This window comes from Pacificibacter maritimus, assembly GCF_003814915.1.
Lineage (GTDB): Bacteria > Pseudomonadota > Alphaproteobacteria > Rhodobacterales > Rhodobacteraceae > Celeribacter > Celeribacter maritimus.
The window spans coordinates 1380369-1396820 of record NZ_RKQK01000001.1 but is presented as its reverse complement, the minus strand read 5'-3'; the positions used below and the strand labels follow the sequence as shown (position 1 = coordinate 1396820).

Sequence of the window (16452 nt, the reverse complement as noted above, 5' to 3'; positions counted from 1 at the left end):
AGCACAACCATAATGTCGCGGGATGGAGCAGCCCGGTAGCTCGTCAGGCTCATAACCTGAAGGTCGTAGGTTCAAATCCTACTCCCGCAACCAACACTAATTCTTCAATATTATCAATGGCTTGAGTATCGCCGCTCAGGCCTTTTGTGCGTTTACACCCCAGCGCAAGCGCCAGTAGTCCAGATAGCGCGCCTTTAAGCATGATATCCAGTTTGCCCGTGGTGGCATTGGGCGTAAGCACGATGCGATCAATGAGGCCACGGAGCGCATCCTTTGCCTCCGCCATGTCTTCGGCTTTGCCCAGCTGATCGATCATAGCGCCAACCTTGTCCCGATAGGTCAGGGCCATCTTCGGGTGAATGCGAATGGGATCGGGGGCAGGGGCTCTAGACAGCTCCGCTTCAAGCGTCTTTTGACGCTCGGACAGGGCCTGCATTTTATCCCTAACCTGATCAGCGGGAATGCCTGCGATGATTGCGTCAACGAGTTTACTGTGGTCGCGGTTGGCCGTGGCCAGTTCTTTCTCGAGGGCGCCGCGTCCTTGTTCGGCTTCGGCGTTCAAGCGATTGCGCTCGATTGCGTATTCCTTGCAGAACACCTCAAGGAGGTCCCGATCCATAAGATTAGTTTTAAGCGCACCCAAGACGCGCGTCTCAATGTCCGTTTGAGAAATCGTAAGGCGGTTTGTGCATAGCGCTTTGCCCTTGTTGCGCGCAGTGGAGCAACCAAACTGTGTTTGAGAGACCTTTGAAAAGCCACCACCACAGCAACTACACTTCAACAAACCTGAAAACAGTGTCCGCGGGCGGCGCCGGTCCCAGATGTTGTCGCCTGTGTTCTTTGTTTTTAGGGCACCTTGGCGGGCTTTAGCTGCGTCCCACAGCGGTTGGTCGATAAGGCGCAGCTCCGGCAGATCTGAAATTACCCATTCATCTTGCGGGTTGAGGCGTGAAATGCGTTTGCCGGTGTCCGGGTCCTTGGCATAGCTGAGACGGTTCCAGATCTGGCGACCGATGTAGAGTTCGTTGTTCAAGATGCCCGTGCCGCGCTCGCGGTTGCCATGTAACGTGGATGCGCCCCAGCCCCTGCCAGAAGGGCCCGGGATGTGTTCAGCGTTGAGTGCTTCCGCGATCTTTTTGGGTGAAATGCCGTTCGCGTAGTCTGTGAAGATACGCCGGACGACTTTGGCTTCTTCAGCGTCGATGGTGCGATCACCACGGATGGCTTCCCCATCGGCGCTGAGCTTGACGACACTCTTGTACCCATATGCTTTGCCACCTGCTGACTTACCTGCCAGTGCGCGGCCTTTGAGGCCTCGGTGTGTCTTGGCGGCAAGGTCTTTGATGAACAATGAGTTCATCGTGCCTTTCAACCCGATGTGCATCTCTGAGACAGAGCCTTCGCTGACCGTCTCAATAGCGACTGATTGGAACTCTAGCTTTTGATAGACGGATGCAATGTCCGCTTGATTGCGCGACAAGCGGTCCAACGCTTCCGAGATTACAACATCGAATTGTCCGGCGGCAGATGACCTCAGCAAGTTTTGAATACCGCTGCGCATCAAGCTGGCCCCGGAGGTGGCCTTGTCTGAAAACACCTCGACGACTTCTAGGCCCTGTCTCTTTGCATAGTCTTGGCAAGTTCGAACCTGGTCATCGATAGATGCATCGCGTTGCATGTCCGTTGAAAATCGAGCGTAGATGGCGGCGCGCAGTGGTGCTGTCATAGTTATCTTTCCTTATGATTTGTTTACGTGATCTGAGCGTGCCGTTTCGCGCGCAAGCGCTCTGATGGCGGCATGAAGCTCGGTGATGCGCGCAAACTCTGCCGGTCGTTTTGCGAGTGTGAGTTCCGAAAGCCCGACGCATAGCCGATGTTCGCCGGGCTTCTGCCTTGGCGCATCGTTGGCTTGGCAGTGTTGTATCTTGGTCATTAAGTTCCTCAATCCGCGGATGTCGCGGCGTTTAAGTGTGCGTAAAGTGATCCAGTGGATCGCGATTACGGTTCACATATGAGGAATGATTTTGAGCGCTATGCTATGAGAGCGGATTTATGTGGATAACTTATTGTGAGGGATGTTTAGACGGTATCTGACGGAACGCCGTCTGTGGGCAGAAGCCGTCGAATTTGTTCACCGGACAGTTCGCGTTCTTTGCAAAGCGCTACCGCGATACTAGAGATAAGATCCTTTCTAGTCGTGAGGATTTGGATGGCGTTGCGCTCGGCGTCTTTGAGAATTTTGTCTAAATGGTTTGTCCGGTCTTTGATGTGAGCGGGCGTGGGCGTGAATACGAGTTGATCGCCAAATCCCCATTCATATGCCATTTGCGCTGCGAGTTTGGTTGCGAGTTCGAGGTCTGAGTGGTCGCCGAGGCCAGCGCCATTGAGCGCTTCGCCAAAAATGGCTTGTTCAGCAGCACGGCCACCGAGCAGGGCGCAGATGCGGTTTGTGGCGGTTTGTGAGCTTTCCAGCATCGATGATGGGATGTCTACGAAACCACCTGTGTTGGTGATCGTTGCGCGTTCGGCAGGCGGTAAGTTTAGGGTGTGGGCCACAACGAGATGACCTGCTTCGTGGACTGCAATGCGCCAAAGAATGTTAGCATCCAAGGCCGGATAAATGCGAGACGCGGCGGCTTCTAAGTGGCTTTGACTTAGAGGGATTTTGTCCGCGCGTGCGAGGCCCCGCGCTTCGCGGACAACAGCTGTGACCTGCGCTCCGGATGCGCCAAGAAGTTGGTCTGCAATTGGTGATAATGACATGTCTTTTGCATCATTGCCCAAGGCCAGATTCAGGATTTTTAGAACTGACGCCATGTCCGGGTTTGCAATCTCGAGTTTGAGGTCAAAACGTCCCGGCCTGAGCACTGCTGGATCGATCATGTCCGGAAAATTGGTCGCGCCCAGAACGACCACGCCGGGCGTGTCGTTGAGGCGTGAGAGATATTCGAGTAGGCCGTTTACGATGCCGACGATATAGTCGGAGCCGCGGCTGGGGCGGTTGCGATGCGTGAATGAATCCAGCTCATCGAGGAAAAACACAGCGGGAGCCGCGTTGATGGCTGCATTCACCTTCACGGAAAGAGCCTTCAGCATGTCGCCCTGATGGCCGTGACGCTGGCAATCGGAATAGCTTGTCGCGATCAGCGGCACGCCAAGAGATCCGGCCAAAGCCGACGCAAGGAGAGTTTTGCCGTTGCCGGGTGGTCCGTGAAATAGCACTGAGGATGAGACCTCGCTCCACTGCACCTGTCCGGCCTTCCACGACGTGATGTCTGCGACCAATCGGTCAATCGGCGCGCGCGTCGCCTCGTTAAGAGAAATGTCGCTTAGGGTTGTTGCCGCAGGTGTCACTGTCCGGAAACGGGTCGCGGCGGCGGCCAGCGCTTTGGCGACCTTCAGTGTTGTGTCCTCGAAGAATGCGCTTTCGATTGCAGCAAGTGGAAGCGCCGCGATCTCGCTGTCATTCGGTAGAATGCCGATGAGCGCATCTTCGGACAACTCACCTGTCGCGCTATGCGTTGTCCTCATGATCTCAATGATCATTTGGCCGGACAAAGCGGGCAGCGGGACTGTCCGCTGGCACAACGCACGCGTGACGTCTGACATAGATGTGGTGTCAGGTACGAAAGCAAGGAGTTTGCAGCCCTTGCGCACAGCGGTCGCGATCGATGCGTCAAACGTCTCTTGCTCGCTGGTTTTGAATTTGCCGTCGGGTGCAACGTGTCGGCTGAGTGTGGCGAACCCACGCCACGTGTCGTCCGCCTCATCGCATAGATCCGCCAAGCGGCGCAGAACGTTGTCGATCTCTTTCCAAACTGCCTCGCGCTCGTCGTTGTCCGCGATTGTGAGCATGGTGAATGAACGTGGCGCAGTGAGCTCGCGTTGCGTCTCTTCGCTGCTCAGCAGCGCTGCAAAGCGGGCGGCCATGATCATAGAGGGCATGGGCGGCCGCGTCAGGAAATTGGTCTTGTCCGGGCTCTGATCCTTGGCCTCGGCCAAGGGATCGCGGCCTGCGGAGATGGCGGCCTTGATCTCAACGGGTGCCATTGCAGAAGCAGCCGGTGTGAATGAATAGGGCTCATTCAGCGCGCGATGCAACTCATTGAGCGCTGGCGCTGTAGGTTCCGCGGCTTCTTCGACATCGATGTCATCAAAGTCGATTTTTAGCTCTAGGGGCGTCATTTTTGTCCGGCCTCGGTGCCACATCGCGATGCTGCGAAGGAGTGGCCGCAAAACGTCGAGCGAATGAGCGGATAATGCATGTCTAGAAAGCGCACTGGCGTGCGGGTTCATTGAAGAAGGAGGCATGAAGAAAAACCTAAGAGAAATGAAAAGGGCAGGGTGCAAATTGAGGGGCGCAGTCTGATGCACCCCTCAGGACAAGACTTACGTGTCTCTGAGAGATGTGAACGTCTGCCAATCGCCGGTCAGGTTCGGGTCCCAGCCGTTATCCGCAGCATCGATGAGAGCTGAGATAAAAGTGCGGCCGTGGGCGTGATAGATCTCGGACGTCGTTGTCAGATGATCGCGGAACAGGTCGCGCTCAACGATCAAGTCTGGCCGATGGGTCTGGATGTACTGGTGCATCGCCTTCTCCAGGCAAATTGCCCTGTGACCGGACTTGATATCGATCGCGCGGTCGAGTGTGCCGCGGGTCTTATCGGGGTCAAACTGCACTTGTCGCAGCCGAAACTTTGGATTGTTGCTGTATCCAAGTTTGATCACAGGCAGTGTGGGCAGGGAGAAAGTCAGCAAATAGATTTTGCTCGGCTTAGATGACCAAGTCTCGCTGCAGCCCGCGCAATTTACATCTCCGTGGCGCATGTTGGCGACGCTGACATCCTGTCGGTGGCCGCACAGGTGTTCATACTCTCGATAACTCTGATTGTTCCGAGCAGCAGGGCCAATCAGCGTCCAGCCATGATCCGCAGCCTCAGCAGCGTGTTGTTCTTTAAGGCATTCTTTACAACTGGCATTGTTGTTGCCGCGCGCAGCTTTGCGCATATTGCCGCGCTGGCCAATGGCCAGATGACCGCATTTGAGACGCCATTGGCGAAGGTGGCGGTGTCCCATAGGTTTAGGGCTCACGAGTTCACCGCCGAGCGCCGCTGCTGCGACCTCATCCTTTTTGTTACCACAACCTTCGCAAAGGATCTTATGATCAAAGACCACTCTGTCTCGGCGATGAATTGGCGTGCCGCAGGTACGGCAGCCGAGAATGTACATTTGCCTGTCAGGCCCGCCGCGGCAAAGGACGGTAAACCCCTTGCTGTCCGCTGCGGCAACAACATCTGATTGGATCTTGGCAATGAAAACACGCGGATACTCACCACGGATTTTAAAAGGGTAGAAAGCGTTTACGTAAGGCATGTGTGGTCCTCGCATAAAAAGGCCTACCGCGCGTCAGCGACGAGCAGGTGGAGGCCTTGTAAAAAACAGAAAAAGGGAGGGCAAAGAGGGCGCGCAGGCGCAACTTTGCCGCATAATACGTGGCAAAGTTACAAATGCAGTTCTAAGAAACCTGCGATTACGCCGCGACGTGGACCCGTTGCAGCTTTGCCAGCTTCAAGTTCGCTTCAAAGACATGAAAGATCAGGGCCGCATCCATCATCTGATCAGCCAGCAGCTGATCGCGCTTGCGCAGCGCTTTTGAGGCCTTGGCAAGCTTTGAAAAGTACCCTTGAAAGTTCAAATCGTCTTCAATGTGCTCTGGAAGCAAAAGCAAAAGAAACTCTGCAGTAATTCGCGCCCGCTTGTCGAGATCAGGCATCATCAGCAGCGTTTTAATCGCTGTATCGCAGTCCGCCCAAGCCTTGGCCGCAGTGTTGCCAAGCTCAAAACCGATCTGCGAGAGAATTGATGCCCCAGAAAGGTGCAGTGCGCTGTCTGCACGCATGGCTTTCTCGAACAGATCAAGCACCGCCTGAAACGCAACGCTTTGCGGGTTCAAGAAATAAAGTTCCCCAGACTTGGAGGGTGTGGTATCCGGTGAAGTAGTCATGGTGATCTCCTAACGATCGTTGTGATTAGCATGGCGAGGGAGTTGCCGCTCTCTCGTTCATGTGTAATATATATGATATCAAGAAATCACAGTGTCAATAGGTAATATCATGAAATCACGCGGGCGACCAAAAGTTGATACTCACCCAGTCATGGTCCGCATGCCTGCAGAGCTGATAGAACAGCTAGATGAAATCAGGCGGACGGAAGCCGACCTCCCCAGTAGGCCTGAGCTTATACGCCGCATTGTCGAAGATTGGATGCTGGATCGGCAAAAGTAAGGTTTGCGAAAAACGGAAAAAGATCTTCCCAGCCGTCCCGAGATGATACGCCGCATAATAGATCAGCATCTCAATCTGGGTGATTAGCTCTCAATCAGATTTAGGTTACCGGCGTGACCAACTCATGCAGCAAGATGATTGGTACTTTGGGCGGAAACCGGACCTTTGCTGCTCGCGCTCGATTCATCCTGCGGCACGGTGAAAGCAGCCATTCAACCTTCACAACATCTTTTCAGGAATGCGATGCCTTGAAACAAACTTGGTATGCCCCAGCGATTGCCCATGGCCAATAAGTACTTTACTTTGAAGTTGTCGTCTTTGTGCCTCATCAAGTGCTCGTTGAGAGGAGGTCCTAAAGCTGGTGTACGCCTAAACATCAAAATTGGGCGCATACGAAAGAAATTTATTTCTGAATGGATTAAGTTCGGGCGCAGTCTCGTTCCTATTGTATGACACACTCACAATTGCCTCAGGCAATCACGGAAATGATGGACGATCTGCGCCGGTTTGCGATGATGCTGACGCGTGACCCAGTGTTGCGCGATGATCTTGTTCAGGAAACGGTGCTACGCGCGTTGGAAAAACGTGACTTGTTGCACGATCCTGAAGGGCTGCGCAGCTGGTTGTTTCAGATCATGCGTCGACGCTTGATTGACATGCATCGATCAAATCGTGCGCGTGAAGATCGTGAAGATGCGTCACAGTGGATTGGCCCCGATTATCATCCCGCTCAACAAGATTTGCAGGTGCGGCTGAACCAAATCCGCGCTGCCTTTTCTCATTTGCCGTTAGATCAACGGCGTGCCTTGCAGTTGGTTGCGATTGATGGGCTCAGCTGCCGAGATGCAGCTGATCACGAAGGCGTTGCTCTCGGTACCCTGCTGTCACGATTGGCGCGTGCTCGCCAACGGTTGCGCGATTTCGAAGATACACCACCTCGGACTGAAACGGTGAAAGGATTTCACTCATGACTGATGAAACTCACGGCATGCAACACGCATCTGTTAATGAAACTGATATGCTTGATTTTGCAAATGATGCGCTTGAAATCGAAGAACGGATTGCGGTTGCGCGCATTCTCTCAAAAATGCCGAACGAGGCGGCGGATACCCTTGGGTATATCGCAGATCGGGATGAGCTTTTGTTGGCGTTGGGCCTGCGACAACGCATGGATGATTATCCAAGTTTGCCAGAGTCTTTGCCTCCCGCATCCTTTGACGATCAAGCAATGTTTAATGCCCATATTGCAAAGGGTCGGCGAGGTTTTAAGTCCCGGCTTGGTGTGTCGCTTGCCACCTTTGCGGCGGTTGGTTTTTTTGCCCTGATGGGCTTGAACGCGGTGCCCCGCGGGAGTGAGGTACTGCTTAAAAGTGCTCTACAAGCCAATGATTTAGCTCAAATGCGATTGACGATGCTTACGATGGACGAAGACCTTGTGGTCGATTCAGATGAAATCCAACGTGTGGCTGGACTGACCTTGCCAGACCACCCATCAGCTTGGGTTTTGCGCGACACGCAGTTGATCCCATCGCAAGACGGAGTCTCTGTGTTGAGGACGTTTGAGACAGGCGAGGATGGCTTGGTGACGCTTTATATAGTGCGCGGCACACATGACGCGCCGCAATTGCCTAGCCGGATTGCACTGGCCGATGGGCAAGGCGCGTGGTTCCATCATGAAGGTGCCGAATACGTGCTGATTGGTCGTCAAGCGCGCGCGCCGCTTGATGATGATGCAGCGCTTTTGTTGGCATCATTCGCACCCGCCTAAATCCTAAGTTTCAACACGCCCGCCGGAAAACTGACTGTGCAAGCAGGCTGCCGATCTCTGCTTGCTTGACGATAATGTATCACCCTTCAATTAGGACACTGCCATGACCTCTTGGACATTCAAATTTTTAAATTCGACATATTCTCATGACAACCACCACGATAGCCATCATCACGGTCACTGGCACCACGGGCATTGGCATCACGGCCACCGGCCACATTGCCCTGATCCCATTCCTTGCTTCACGCCCGGCACACGATTTATCGCAGCCCAAGGCCCCATGCAGGTGGAAAACGTCAAGATTGGTGATCGGCTCTTGACCCGCGACAGTGGGATGCAAACGGTGATTTGGGTTGGGTATCGCGATCTGTCCCTTGCTGAACTGATTGCAAACCCTTCCCTTCGCCCGATCCATATCGCGCGGGATTCTTTGGGAGATGGCCTGCCTGTGCGCGATATGATGGTGTCGCCCCAACACCGTTTTCTTGTGCGTGGTGCAGACCTTGAACTGCAATCGGGCGAATATGAAATGCTTGTGCCAGCTAAGGCTTTGTTGGGCCGCCCTGGTATCACAATGGCCATGCAGCCAACGCGGTATATCCACGTGTTGTTTGAGCGCCATGAAGTTGTCTTGTCCGATGACACTTGGACCGAAAGCTTTCAGCCAGCCGCCAAAATGGTCGATAGCATGGATCGAAAAGTGCAATCTGAGTTGCTCAGTTTGTTCCCTTGTCTGCAAAACAGCAGCGCACATGCTTTTGACGCAGCACGAGCGACATTGGCACCACATGAACTGAACCGATCTTTTGAAATTGGATAAGTCCACATCGTTAGGAATTTCGCTATGAAATCAATATTGTTTATTGCAACCTGTGTCATCAGTATCCCCGCGACGTTGACCGCAGGCAATGCTGCGGTCGGATATACCCAACATCCAATCTATGCAAATTGCTATCGGGGGCCTTTTAGCGCGATGATTTGGGACCGTCCTCAAGGGACGTTTGTACAAGATCTTGTCGATTTTGGATACGATCACGCCAATGCCAATGCCATCGCAAACATGATTTGTAGTGATGCCAATCTTGTTGGAAACCCTGAACGTCTCAAAGCGGCCCTGCTACGAGAGATGGATAAAAATCCACCTGCAAGACAGCGCGCGCCGTAAGGGGGCATTCATCCAAAGTGAGCTATCGTTTTTGGCCCAGTGCGCTACACAATACTTGTGTTGGCCTCAGCTATTCAGACAGTTTTACAGATTGGATCAGCAATGTCGTATACAAAAGCAAGTATTTATAAATTCAGCTCACGCAACCAAAATTGTCAAATAAGTATTGTGCATTAAATGCTCCCTTTTCACAGCCGATTACGCCAATGAAGAACATCATCAATATGCACTAACGGCGAATTTTGTTGAAAAACTTTTCCGTGATCGGTGACGTATACGCTGGTTCAATTCCTTTAGGTATTGGGGGATTTTGCGATGATGGGATCGAAGCAGGAAGCACAGACGGCATTTGGTCTCGCATTCGCCATTGTCGCTCGGGCCAATGGCGCGACAAGGCTCATCTTCGAATGGAACGCTGAGAACAAGTAATACATCTGCCCCGAAGGTGAGCCGCTCAAACAGTTCCGACGCAACGACTCGGACCCGAACCGTGGTCCATCTGGCGAAGGGATCGCCAAGTATCCGGCATTGAAACACACCTGCCAAGCCTGCCCCTCAAAATTGAAATGTTGCCCAAAAGCCAATACACGCAAAATTACCCGCGAAGAGCATGAAGACACCCGTCAGGCCGCCCGTGATATTGCCAAAACTAAACAATACGCCGTCTCAATGCGGCTGCGAAAGAAGGTGGAAATGCTCTTCGCCCACCTCAAACGCATCCTAGGGCTGGGGCGGCTCCGATTAAGAGGCCCAAACGGTGCTAATGACGAATTTTTACTCGCTGCAACCGCCCAAAACCTCCACAAATTAGCCAAGCACTGCCCGGCAGGGTATTGGCGAAGCCGATGCACGAGAGGGATCTTGCCTGCACCGCAGCAAATAATAAAAGCCTGATAAAAAAAGGCGCTAGCGCCGAATTTGGAAGTCCCATTTCTGCACTCGCAATCGTTAGTTTTTCAACAGAATCTGTCCAATTTGTCGGAGGCTATTGAATGGTCCAATGACTGCTAAGGGGTGAAAACAGCTTTTAGCAACACGATTTTGCTCAAGTATATGCCGCTGAATGGGTTTGTCGCGGGGAAAGAAGAGACATATGCGGATATTCAGACCAACTTTGGTTTCAAACGAGAAAAATCTCTCTGATCGTGGCAATAACATGCTGGACCCCGCGATTGTTCGATTGACGCGTGTGGCTGGCGAGATGCAAGGGGAAGCCGCTGACCTCAATCGGCGGGTCAAAGCTGGTCAAAAGCGGATGCGCCTTTTGATCAAAACTGCGTTTCGGCAACATCGCAATGTGATCTGTGTGCGCCAACAGTGCAGGGACAAGTTGGAAGGAGGGCACGACGGCACCAACACGGCGCGACAGCCCCAATGCCGCCAGCTGGGTATCTAAAGGTGATTGCGCGTCTCCTGTTCCGGACATCAAGACGTGCGGGAACGCGAGCCATGCATCCAGATCAAACGTCTGAGCGACAGGATGGTCGCGCCGCATCGCAACCACATATGTCTCGTCTAACAATGTGATCTGCTTGATGCCCTCGATTTGATTTGTAAAGACCGAGACGGCAATGTCTGTTTCGCCACTTAGCAAATCACGCGCCGCTGCCGCACTGCCGTTCCAAGGTTGGAAAATAGGGGTCAGGCTGGGGGCGGTGGTTTGCAGTGCGGTTAGAAGCGGTCCCGCGATCAGAGATATCGGATCGTCTGCCATCGTTAACCGCACGGTTTGGCGCAGCCTGTTCAGAGGGGTTTCCGGCGGATCAACCAGGTCGATCAGTTCGCTGAGAATGGACTTAAGCGGCCCCCGCAGCGCTTCAGCCCGCGCGGTCCGCCGCATTGTGCCGCGTCCACGTTCAAGCAACGGGTCGTCAAACAGCTTGCGGCACCTTTGGAGCGCGTTCGATACCGCGGGTTGAGAGAGGTTCAACCGGTGCGCCGCGCGGCTCACATGGGCCTCGTCCAAAAGCGCATCCAGCACCACGAGCAAGTTTAAGTCGATCGATCTTAAATTCATGAAATCTATAATAGACTATATTTTATATCAGTTGGAATTATTTATTTGCCGAGCCTAGGTTTTGGTCAACCGAACTCAAAAGGACTACGAAAATGACCAAGACACTGCTACTTATGTTCCACCGCGATATCGAAAAATCCGTCGCCAATGCCGCGTTGTTTCGTGCAGCGCAAGGCATTGAGGGCGTGACCGCTCTCGATGTGCAGGCACGCTACCCCGATGGGCAGATCGACATGTTCACAGATGCTGAAGCCGATGCGCAATTGCTGCTAGAGGCCGATCGCATTGTGCTTCAATTTCCTGTGCAATGGTATGCAACGCCGTCGATTTTAAAGGCATGGCAAGACGCCGTGCTGACACGGATGTACTACATTTTTCCGGAGACTGAGGGAGACCGTCTTGCTGGGACGCCGTTGATGGTGGCCGCGACGCTGGGCAATGTAGCCGAAGCCTATACGCGGTCGGGGCAAAATCACTATTCGGTCGACGAGATCTTCACACCGTTGAAAGCGATGGCGCATCGATGTGGCCAGCCATGGCATGCGCCACATTTGACGTTTTCAGCGGATAAGCTCGATGACGCCGCATTGGCAGCCGCGGCCCAGAGCTACACCCGTGCGCTTCAGGAATTCATCGCGACCCCAAGTGTTGCCCAAACGGCAGAGGTTTGAGCCATGGTCGCCGACACACACGATACCTTCGTCGCTCTAGATCAAGGCACGCCCGCCCTGTTTGTGTGGTCGGCTCGATTGCTTCCCGTCGCCCTCGCGGGACAGTTCTTTCTCGCCGGACAGTCGCTCTTCGTGGGCTTGCCGTGGTCCCTCCACGGCATGTTGGGCGGCTTGGCGGCTGTGCCGATCCTCATCTTGGCCACGATGGCGTGCGCCATTGGCTATCCGCGCGGGTTCGCCTGGTGGGCTTTCGGCGGTCTGGCGCTTTACGGGGTTCAGATTGCGCTGGCCACGGGCAGCGCGACCATGCTGGCGCTGCACCCGTTCAATGCAAGCCTGCTACTGACCGCTGCCCTCGTTTTGCTGGCCAAGGTCGAACGTCGCCGCGCCCTACACACTTAGCCTCCGAAGCTATTGCAAATTCCGCGCTGCGCGTCGCAGATTTCACAAGCCAAAGGGCCCCAAATGAACAAACCAGAACTCGTAATCCTGTCACGCCCTGTCTTCAAGGTTGGCTACATCATTGCACGGCGTCCAGTTTCACCGGCCGTTCAAGACATCATGGCTTGATCACCACGAGCAGGATGATCAGTGCCAGAAGGGTCGGCCCACCAAGCAGAAATATCTTTCCGTTGGGCTTCATGTCCTTCGCGTTGTTCAAGATCGCACGGCGCAAATTACCGACCAGAGCGCCATGCAGCCCAGAGAGACCGAGCACGAGCACAAGTTTCAGTAGCAGCCACGCTGAAGTAAACCATCCGCCCAATACCCCTAGCGATATGCCGAAAACTAGAGCGAGGATCATCGCCGGTGTTGTCACTGATCGGTCGTAGGTTTTCAACGATTTCATGTGGATCAAGGCTGGGTATCGCAGTGCCAGAGCAACCGCGACCATCCCGCTGACCCAAACGAAGAGAGCAATCAGATGTGCAGCTTTAATGAGATCGTAAAACATTATTTTCTTTCATTTTTTGGTGCAGCCAGCGTTTGTTGATTAAGCCACCGAAAGGGATAAACGCGCCAACAAAAAGGCGTGCTGCACCTCTCCCGTCAATCAGGCCTTCTGCCCAAGATCGGATCGTGAACCATAGGCAAATCATGAAAGCGCAACCGTGTATCGGTCCCATGGCAGAAACCAGTTGTGGCACATCTGCTAGATATTTCAGTGGCATCGCCACGCAAAACATGGCGAGGAGCGTCAGAGCCTCGAAAGTTGCGGCTCGCATGAGGCCAATCATGAAGAATACTCCGACTCATTTAGTGTAAACGTTTGTTTACTTTACGGTAGGCCGTTATGCGTGTAAACACCTGTTCACATGAAAGCCAAGTCAACGAAAAAATTTAGTGCCGTAAAAGACCGCGCCGCAACCGAGGCGCGCATTCTCAATGCGGCCCGCACCATCTTCGCGCGGCGCGGATATGATGCGGCTGGGCTTCGCGAGATTGCAGAGCTGGCACAGGCAAACCTATCACTGATCAGTCGGTATTTCGGCGGCAAGGAAGGCTTGCTGACTGCTCTGACGGATCAGTTCGTAGCGGCCCGCCGAGAGGGCGGATTGTCCTACCCACCGCAAGATACATTGAGAGATGAGATACACTGCTACCTTCATACCAAGCTACACGACGACCTGAAGGATGAAGAGATTGTGAGGCTGATCGTCAGTCGCGCTGCCATCGATACCGAGTTCCGCAAAACGGCAGGCGCGCATTTGGATGGCCAAGTGGACGCAAACTTTCACTCTCGTATCAAACTGCTGCAGGATGCCGGCAAAGTCGCATCAGATATGGATATCGACTTACTGTTTGCAACGATTATGCATGTTTCGTTCTCGGTGAATTTTTTCGGCGCGATGATCGGGGATCGCTCGGAATCGGAAATTGACGCCCTCTTCAATGGGTTCGCGACAGCCTTAGCGCACGGGCTACCGGTTCGGCATTAGAAGGCGTGTTTGACAGCACAAAGAAGATACAAAATAAATCGCGTGGCATACGTAATTATTGGTTCGGGTGCCCCACCCTCTACTCTTGTATAAACGTCCCGAAAACGACAGCCTGTTTAACGGTTCAACCCGAAAGCAGACATTGGGCCAAATTTTACGAACCGCGGCTTCGCCCACACAACGGACCTTATCGCCCTAATAATGCTGCGGCAACGCATCAATGTCCGCTTTGGCGACTGCATCGCAGCATTTGAGATTATCGTGAACGGCGGCTGTGGGCCGTTCGCTGCACTCGAGACGAATTTCGAAACAACGGTTTCATAGCCTCGAGCTAATCTCAAATATCAAGAAAACCGGTCAAATAAGTAATGAACAACTGATGGCTTGGGTTTCGAAAGGTGGCGCAGCTGCCCTTCGTTTGGAGTTTTGAAAGAGGGCAACGCGCCTCTTCGCCGGAGAGCCATAAAGAATTTCGCAGAAATTTTATGGCTAGTAGGTTCAAGCGCAGTGTCGGATTTTAGTTAGGTACTCTTAGTTTTGTGAACCACTAGGTGTCGGTCATGGGGTTTAGGCATGGTTGGGTTCCGCTGCTCTGCGATGGACACAATGGACCGGGTTTAGGCATGGTTGGGTTCCGCTGCTCTGCGATGGACACAATGGACCGGGTTTATCCACATCAATGATTCCCTCGAACAGACAGAGTGCTTCGCACTTTCACAGTTCGGCTCGACCCTAACGTCATGAATGACATGACCTCAAAATCCCGCCTCGCAAATTCAAATCCAAGGGCTGCTTCGGTGCGTCTTAAAGCGCGCTCGTTGAAACGTGCTTATGGTCAACGTCGACACGATTTCCGGATCGGCCAGCAGCCCAACTATGTGGATCAAGAACGGACTTGCCTGAACCGAATTCTCATTGAGCCAAGACCGTTGCCTGAAATTAAGAAAGAAATCGAAAGGTTGCGTCGCTCCAATGGGGCACAGAGGGCGATGAAATCGGATGCTGCAGTTGTGACGGCTGGCATTGCAACCTTTGGTCATAAGGCGGCAGACTTGTTCGCTACGCTGTCGTCTGAGGAGCAAGATGCCGCGTTACAAGAGTTGGTGTCACAGATCGCGAAGAAGCTCGGCACGCGTATTGAAGCAATGGTCGTGCATTTGGATGAAACCAGCTTACACGCCCATTTTGAGCTTCGTGCCTATAATGATGATGGCGTGCCGGTCAGTAAGGTTGCGACATTCCAGGTCATGTCTGAACTTCAAGACATGACCGCTGATGTTTTGGGACAGCGCTGCCCGGGAATTGAGCGCGGGCATAAGAAATTCCACCGGATCGAGGTGGGTGCTGACTATGCTGAAACGCTCAACAGGTCCGTCAAGAAGCTGCACAAAGATTTGCCGGATGAGATCGCCGCGCGACAAGGAGACTTGAAAAAGCTCGAAGAGGAAAAGCGCCAACTGGATGCATCAATGACGAAAACCCAAGGTCACCTTCAAAGGCTGTATGACAAGGGCAAGCTCAATGAGAAGGAAGCGAAGCGGCTGAAAACATACGAGGGGCGTTTGGCCAAGAAAGAGGCAGAGCAGTCTGAAATCCAGCGCCGGCAGCTTGATATGATGACTAAGCTTGAAAAAGCACGGCATGCGCTCAAAAACCGCGAAGCCGAAGTCCAGGAGCACGAGGTAAGTGCCCGCGAAAAGATGGAGGACGCCAAGGCCAGCCTCGTTGCAATTGAGGCCGTTGCGGAAGAATTGGAGCAAGGAACTCTTCAACAAAATGATGCTGGTAAAATCCAAATGAAAGATGCCAGCCCTGTTCTTGCCGCACCAGCAGGCATTCGCAAACGCCTGTTCCGTTTGGCCCGGCGCTTGCTGTGGTGCCAAGAGCGCTTGGTCCGCAAAGAGAACCGCTTGAATCGTTTGTCTGCGGCTCTCAAGGGCTTCTTGAAGCGCCAAGATTTATCTGACGATGCGCGCGCCGAAGGAGAAGAGCTAGAGCGCGGCTTGGACGATGGTCAGGCGTTTTAGGGTGTCGTCTGAGGAACAGCCGAGCATGAATGTTTGGGTGCCAAGGATTCAAGCTGAGCTTTCGACCGGACGGTTATAGACAAAAATTATTTTTTGTCGGCAACCAAGGAAATGCTCATGTAGTGAGGAATTGGAGAGAACGGCCCAAAGCTGACGTTCATCCTATTGAGCATTGCCGCAACGCAGCTTCCCTAAAGCCGACGCAGGTCAATGTTGCGGTAGGCGTCTCATTTTTTTTGCGCTTGCCGCTCATAGATCTTTTTTGTTGCAAAGTACTCTCCCTGTTGGATTTTGCTAGAAGTAAACCGTTGGCCAGAAACTTTTAGTCTCACTACTAAATAGAGGTCACTGCCTACAGCATTCGAAATTTTTTCAAGATCATCAGCCGAACAGCATGTGGCCACGGCAAAATTTGAACCACATCCCTGTAACCGCGCAGGAAACCACTCTTCCAGCCAAAACTTCCAATAAGCGATTGACACGCCATCAAACACAAATGCCACTTTATCGGCCAAGGGTTGAGCTGTGTGTGAAGACCCTTTGTGAGGTGGCCCTAGATTTGTAGACGGTTTGCTTGGTA

17 protein-coding genes, 1 tRNA gene and 1 pseudogene are annotated in these 16452 nt (G+C 53.2%); 11 read left to right on the top strand and 8 right to left on the bottom strand.

Annotated elements, in window-relative coordinates:
• Positions 1–16: 16 nt before the first annotated feature.
• Positions 17–93, top strand: a tRNA-Met gene (locus EDD53_RS06530).
• Here EDD53_RS06530 and EDD53_RS06525 read toward each other — a convergent pair.
• The 4 genes from EDD53_RS06525 to EDD53_RS06510 form a co-directional block, all read right to left on the bottom strand.
• Complete coding sequence (locus EDD53_RS06525; protein WP_123792427.1) at positions 50–1726, bottom strand: recombinase family protein; 1677 nt, start codon at positions 1724–1726, stop codon at positions 50–52. The two genes, EDD53_RS06530 and EDD53_RS06525, sit on opposite strands and share 44 nt — an antisense overlap.
• A gap of 353 nt (positions 1727–2079) precedes the next feature.
• The gene (locus EDD53_RS06520; protein ID WP_170162696.1) at positions 2080–4185 is read right to left on the bottom strand and encodes an AAA family ATPase; all 2106 of its coding nucleotides are present in this window, start codon (positions 4183–4185) and stop codon (positions 2080–2082) included.
• A gap of 204 nt (positions 4186–4389) precedes the next feature.
• Positions 4390–5373, bottom strand: a complete 984-nt coding sequence (locus EDD53_RS06515) for a hypothetical protein (RefSeq protein ID WP_123792331.1) — start codon at positions 5371–5373, stop codon at positions 4390–4392.
• Between the two features lie 157 nt (positions 5374–5530).
• A complete protein-coding gene (locus EDD53_RS06510; protein WP_123792330.1) occupies positions 5531–6004 on the bottom strand; it encodes a hypothetical protein in 474 nt (157 codons plus the stop codon).
• A gap of 109 nt (positions 6005–6113) precedes the next feature.
• Between EDD53_RS06510 and EDD53_RS06505 the strand changes: the two genes are divergently transcribed.
• The 6 genes and pseudogenes from EDD53_RS06505 to EDD53_RS06480 form a co-directional block, all read left to right on the top strand.
• Positions 6114–6284 carry a ribbon-helix-helix protein, CopG family gene (locus EDD53_RS06505; protein WP_342772292.1) on the top strand — a complete coding sequence of 57 codons (171 nt, stop codon included), beginning with the start codon at positions 6114–6116 and terminating at the stop codon, positions 6282–6284.
• A gap of 449 nt (positions 6285–6733) precedes the next feature.
• Entirely contained in the window at positions 6734–7255 is a 522-nt protein-coding gene (locus EDD53_RS06500) for a sigma-70 family RNA polymerase sigma factor (protein WP_246002237.1), read from the top strand.
• Positions 7252–8052 (top strand): hypothetical protein, encoded by an 801-nt coding sequence (locus EDD53_RS06495; RefSeq protein WP_123792329.1) that lies wholly within the window; start codon positions 7252–7254, stop codon positions 8050–8052. The genes EDD53_RS06500 and EDD53_RS06495 overlap by 4 nt, the downstream gene beginning before the upstream one ends.
• Before the next feature lie 103 nt (positions 8053–8155).
• Complete coding sequence (locus EDD53_RS06490) at positions 8156–8872, top strand: Hint domain-containing protein (protein ID WP_123792328.1); 717 nt, start codon at positions 8156–8158, stop codon at positions 8870–8872.
• Between the two features lie 24 nt (positions 8873–8896).
• A complete protein-coding gene (locus tag EDD53_RS06485) occupies positions 8897–9217 on the top strand; it encodes a hypothetical protein (RefSeq protein ID WP_123792327.1) in 321 nt (106 codons plus the stop codon).
• Positions 9218–9477: 260 nt separating this feature from the next.
• Positions 9478–10111 (top strand): annotated as a pseudogene (locus tag EDD53_RS06480) (transposase); the annotation flags it as partial.
• A 226-nt stretch (positions 10112–10337) separates the two neighbouring features.
• Here the strand turns inward: EDD53_RS06480 and EDD53_RS06475 are convergent.
• Complete coding sequence (locus EDD53_RS06475; protein ID WP_123792326.1) at positions 10338–11234, bottom strand: LysR family transcriptional regulator; 897 nt, start codon at positions 11232–11234, stop codon at positions 10338–10340.
• Between the two features lie 92 nt (positions 11235–11326).
• On the opposite strand from EDD53_RS06475, the gene EDD53_RS06470 reads away from it, so the two are divergent.
• Together EDD53_RS06470 and EDD53_RS06465 are read left to right on the top strand one after the other, a co-directional pair.
• On the top strand, positions 11327–11905 hold the full coding sequence (locus tag EDD53_RS06470) for an NAD(P)H-dependent oxidoreductase (protein WP_123792325.1): 579 nt from the start codon (positions 11327–11329) through the stop codon (positions 11903–11905).
• A gap of 3 nt (positions 11906–11908) precedes the next feature.
• Entirely contained in the window at positions 11909–12307 is a 399-nt protein-coding gene (locus EDD53_RS06465; protein ID WP_123792324.1) for a DUF6220 domain-containing protein, read from the top strand.
• A 157-nt stretch (positions 12308–12464) separates the two neighbouring features.
• Here the strand turns inward: EDD53_RS06465 and EDD53_RS06460 are convergent, their stop codons facing one another.
• Together EDD53_RS06460 and EDD53_RS06455 are read right to left on the bottom strand one after the other, a co-directional pair.
• Complete coding sequence (locus EDD53_RS06460; protein ID WP_123792323.1) at positions 12465–12860, bottom strand: CopD family protein; 396 nt, start codon at positions 12858–12860, stop codon at positions 12465–12467.
• Positions 12841–13131: a DUF3817 domain-containing protein gene (locus EDD53_RS06455; protein WP_281277938.1), complete on the bottom strand. Its 291-nt coding sequence runs from the start codon at positions 13129–13131 to the stop codon at positions 12841–12843. The genes EDD53_RS06460 and EDD53_RS06455 overlap by 20 nt, the downstream gene beginning before the upstream one ends.
• Positions 13132–13221: 90 nt before the next feature.
• Between EDD53_RS06455 and EDD53_RS06450 the strand changes: the two genes are divergently transcribed.
• Both EDD53_RS06450 and EDD53_RS06445 read left to right on the top strand, forming a co-directional pair.
• A complete protein-coding gene (locus tag EDD53_RS06450; protein WP_123792321.1) occupies positions 13222–13845 on the top strand; it encodes a TetR/AcrR family transcriptional regulator in 624 nt (207 codons plus the stop codon).
• Positions 13846–14585: 740 nt separating this feature from the next.
• Positions 14586–15872: a plasmid recombination protein gene (locus EDD53_RS06445; protein ID WP_123792320.1), complete on the top strand. Its 1287-nt coding sequence runs from the start codon at positions 14586–14588 to the stop codon at positions 15870–15872.
• A 227-nt stretch (positions 15873–16099) separates the two neighbouring features.
• On the opposite strand, the gene EDD53_RS06440 is transcribed toward EDD53_RS06445, so the two are convergent.
• Entirely contained in the window at positions 16100–16387 is a 288-nt protein-coding gene (locus EDD53_RS06440; RefSeq protein ID WP_123792319.1) for a hypothetical protein, read from the bottom strand.
• Positions 16388–16452 lie beyond the last annotated feature (65 nt).

What these genes read in the sequence shown, in the direction of transcription:
- EDD53_RS06525 (WP_123792427.1), bottom strand. Translation starts at nt 1,726, where the DNA reads ATGACAGCACCACTGCGCGCCGCCATCTACGCTCGATTTTCAACGGAC.
- EDD53_RS06520 (WP_170162696.1), bottom strand. Translation starts at nt 4,185, where the DNA reads ATGACGCCCCTAGAGCTAAAAATCGACTTTGATGACATCGATGTCGAA.
- EDD53_RS06515 (WP_123792331.1), bottom strand. Translation starts at nt 5,373, where the DNA reads ATGCCTTACGTAAACGCTTTCTACCCTTTTAAAATCCGTGGTGAGTAT.
- EDD53_RS06510 (WP_123792330.1), bottom strand. Translation starts at nt 6,004, where the DNA reads ATGACTACTTCACCGGATACCACACCCTCCAAGTCTGGGGAACTTTAT.
- EDD53_RS06505 (WP_342772292.1), top strand. Translation starts at nt 6,114, where the DNA reads ATGAAATCACGCGGGCGACCAAAAGTTGATACTCACCCAGTCATGGTC.
- EDD53_RS06500 (WP_246002237.1), top strand. Translation starts at nt 6,734, where the DNA reads ATGACACACTCACAATTGCCTCAGGCAATCACGGAAATGATGGACGAT.
- EDD53_RS06495 (WP_123792329.1), top strand. Translation starts at nt 7,252, where the DNA reads ATGACTGATGAAACTCACGGCATGCAACACGCATCTGTTAATGAAACT.
- EDD53_RS06490 (WP_123792328.1), top strand. Translation starts at nt 8,156, where the DNA reads ATGACCTCTTGGACATTCAAATTTTTAAATTCGACATATTCTCATGAC.
- EDD53_RS06485 (WP_123792327.1), top strand. Translation starts at nt 8,897, where the DNA reads ATGAAATCAATATTGTTTATTGCAACCTGTGTCATCAGTATCCCCGCG.
- EDD53_RS06475 (WP_123792326.1), bottom strand. Translation starts at nt 11,234, where the DNA reads ATGAATTTAAGATCGATCGACTTAAACTTGCTCGTGGTGCTGGATGCG.
- EDD53_RS06470 (WP_123792325.1), top strand. Translation starts at nt 11,327, where the DNA reads ATGACCAAGACACTGCTACTTATGTTCCACCGCGATATCGAAAAATCC.
- EDD53_RS06465 (WP_123792324.1), top strand. Translation starts at nt 11,909, where the DNA reads ATGGTCGCCGACACACACGATACCTTCGTCGCTCTAGATCAAGGCACG.
- EDD53_RS06460 (WP_123792323.1), bottom strand. Translation starts at nt 12,860, where the DNA reads ATGTTTTACGATCTCATTAAAGCTGCACATCTGATTGCTCTCTTCGTT.
- EDD53_RS06455 (WP_281277938.1), bottom strand. Translation starts at nt 13,131, where the DNA reads ATGCGAGCCGCAACTTTCGAGGCTCTGACGCTCCTCGCCATGTTTTGC.
- EDD53_RS06450 (WP_123792321.1), top strand. Translation starts at nt 13,222, where the DNA reads ATGAAAGCCAAGTCAACGAAAAAATTTAGTGCCGTAAAAGACCGCGCC.
- EDD53_RS06445 (WP_123792320.1), top strand. Translation starts at nt 14,586, where the DNA reads ATGAATGACATGACCTCAAAATCCCGCCTCGCAAATTCAAATCCAAGG.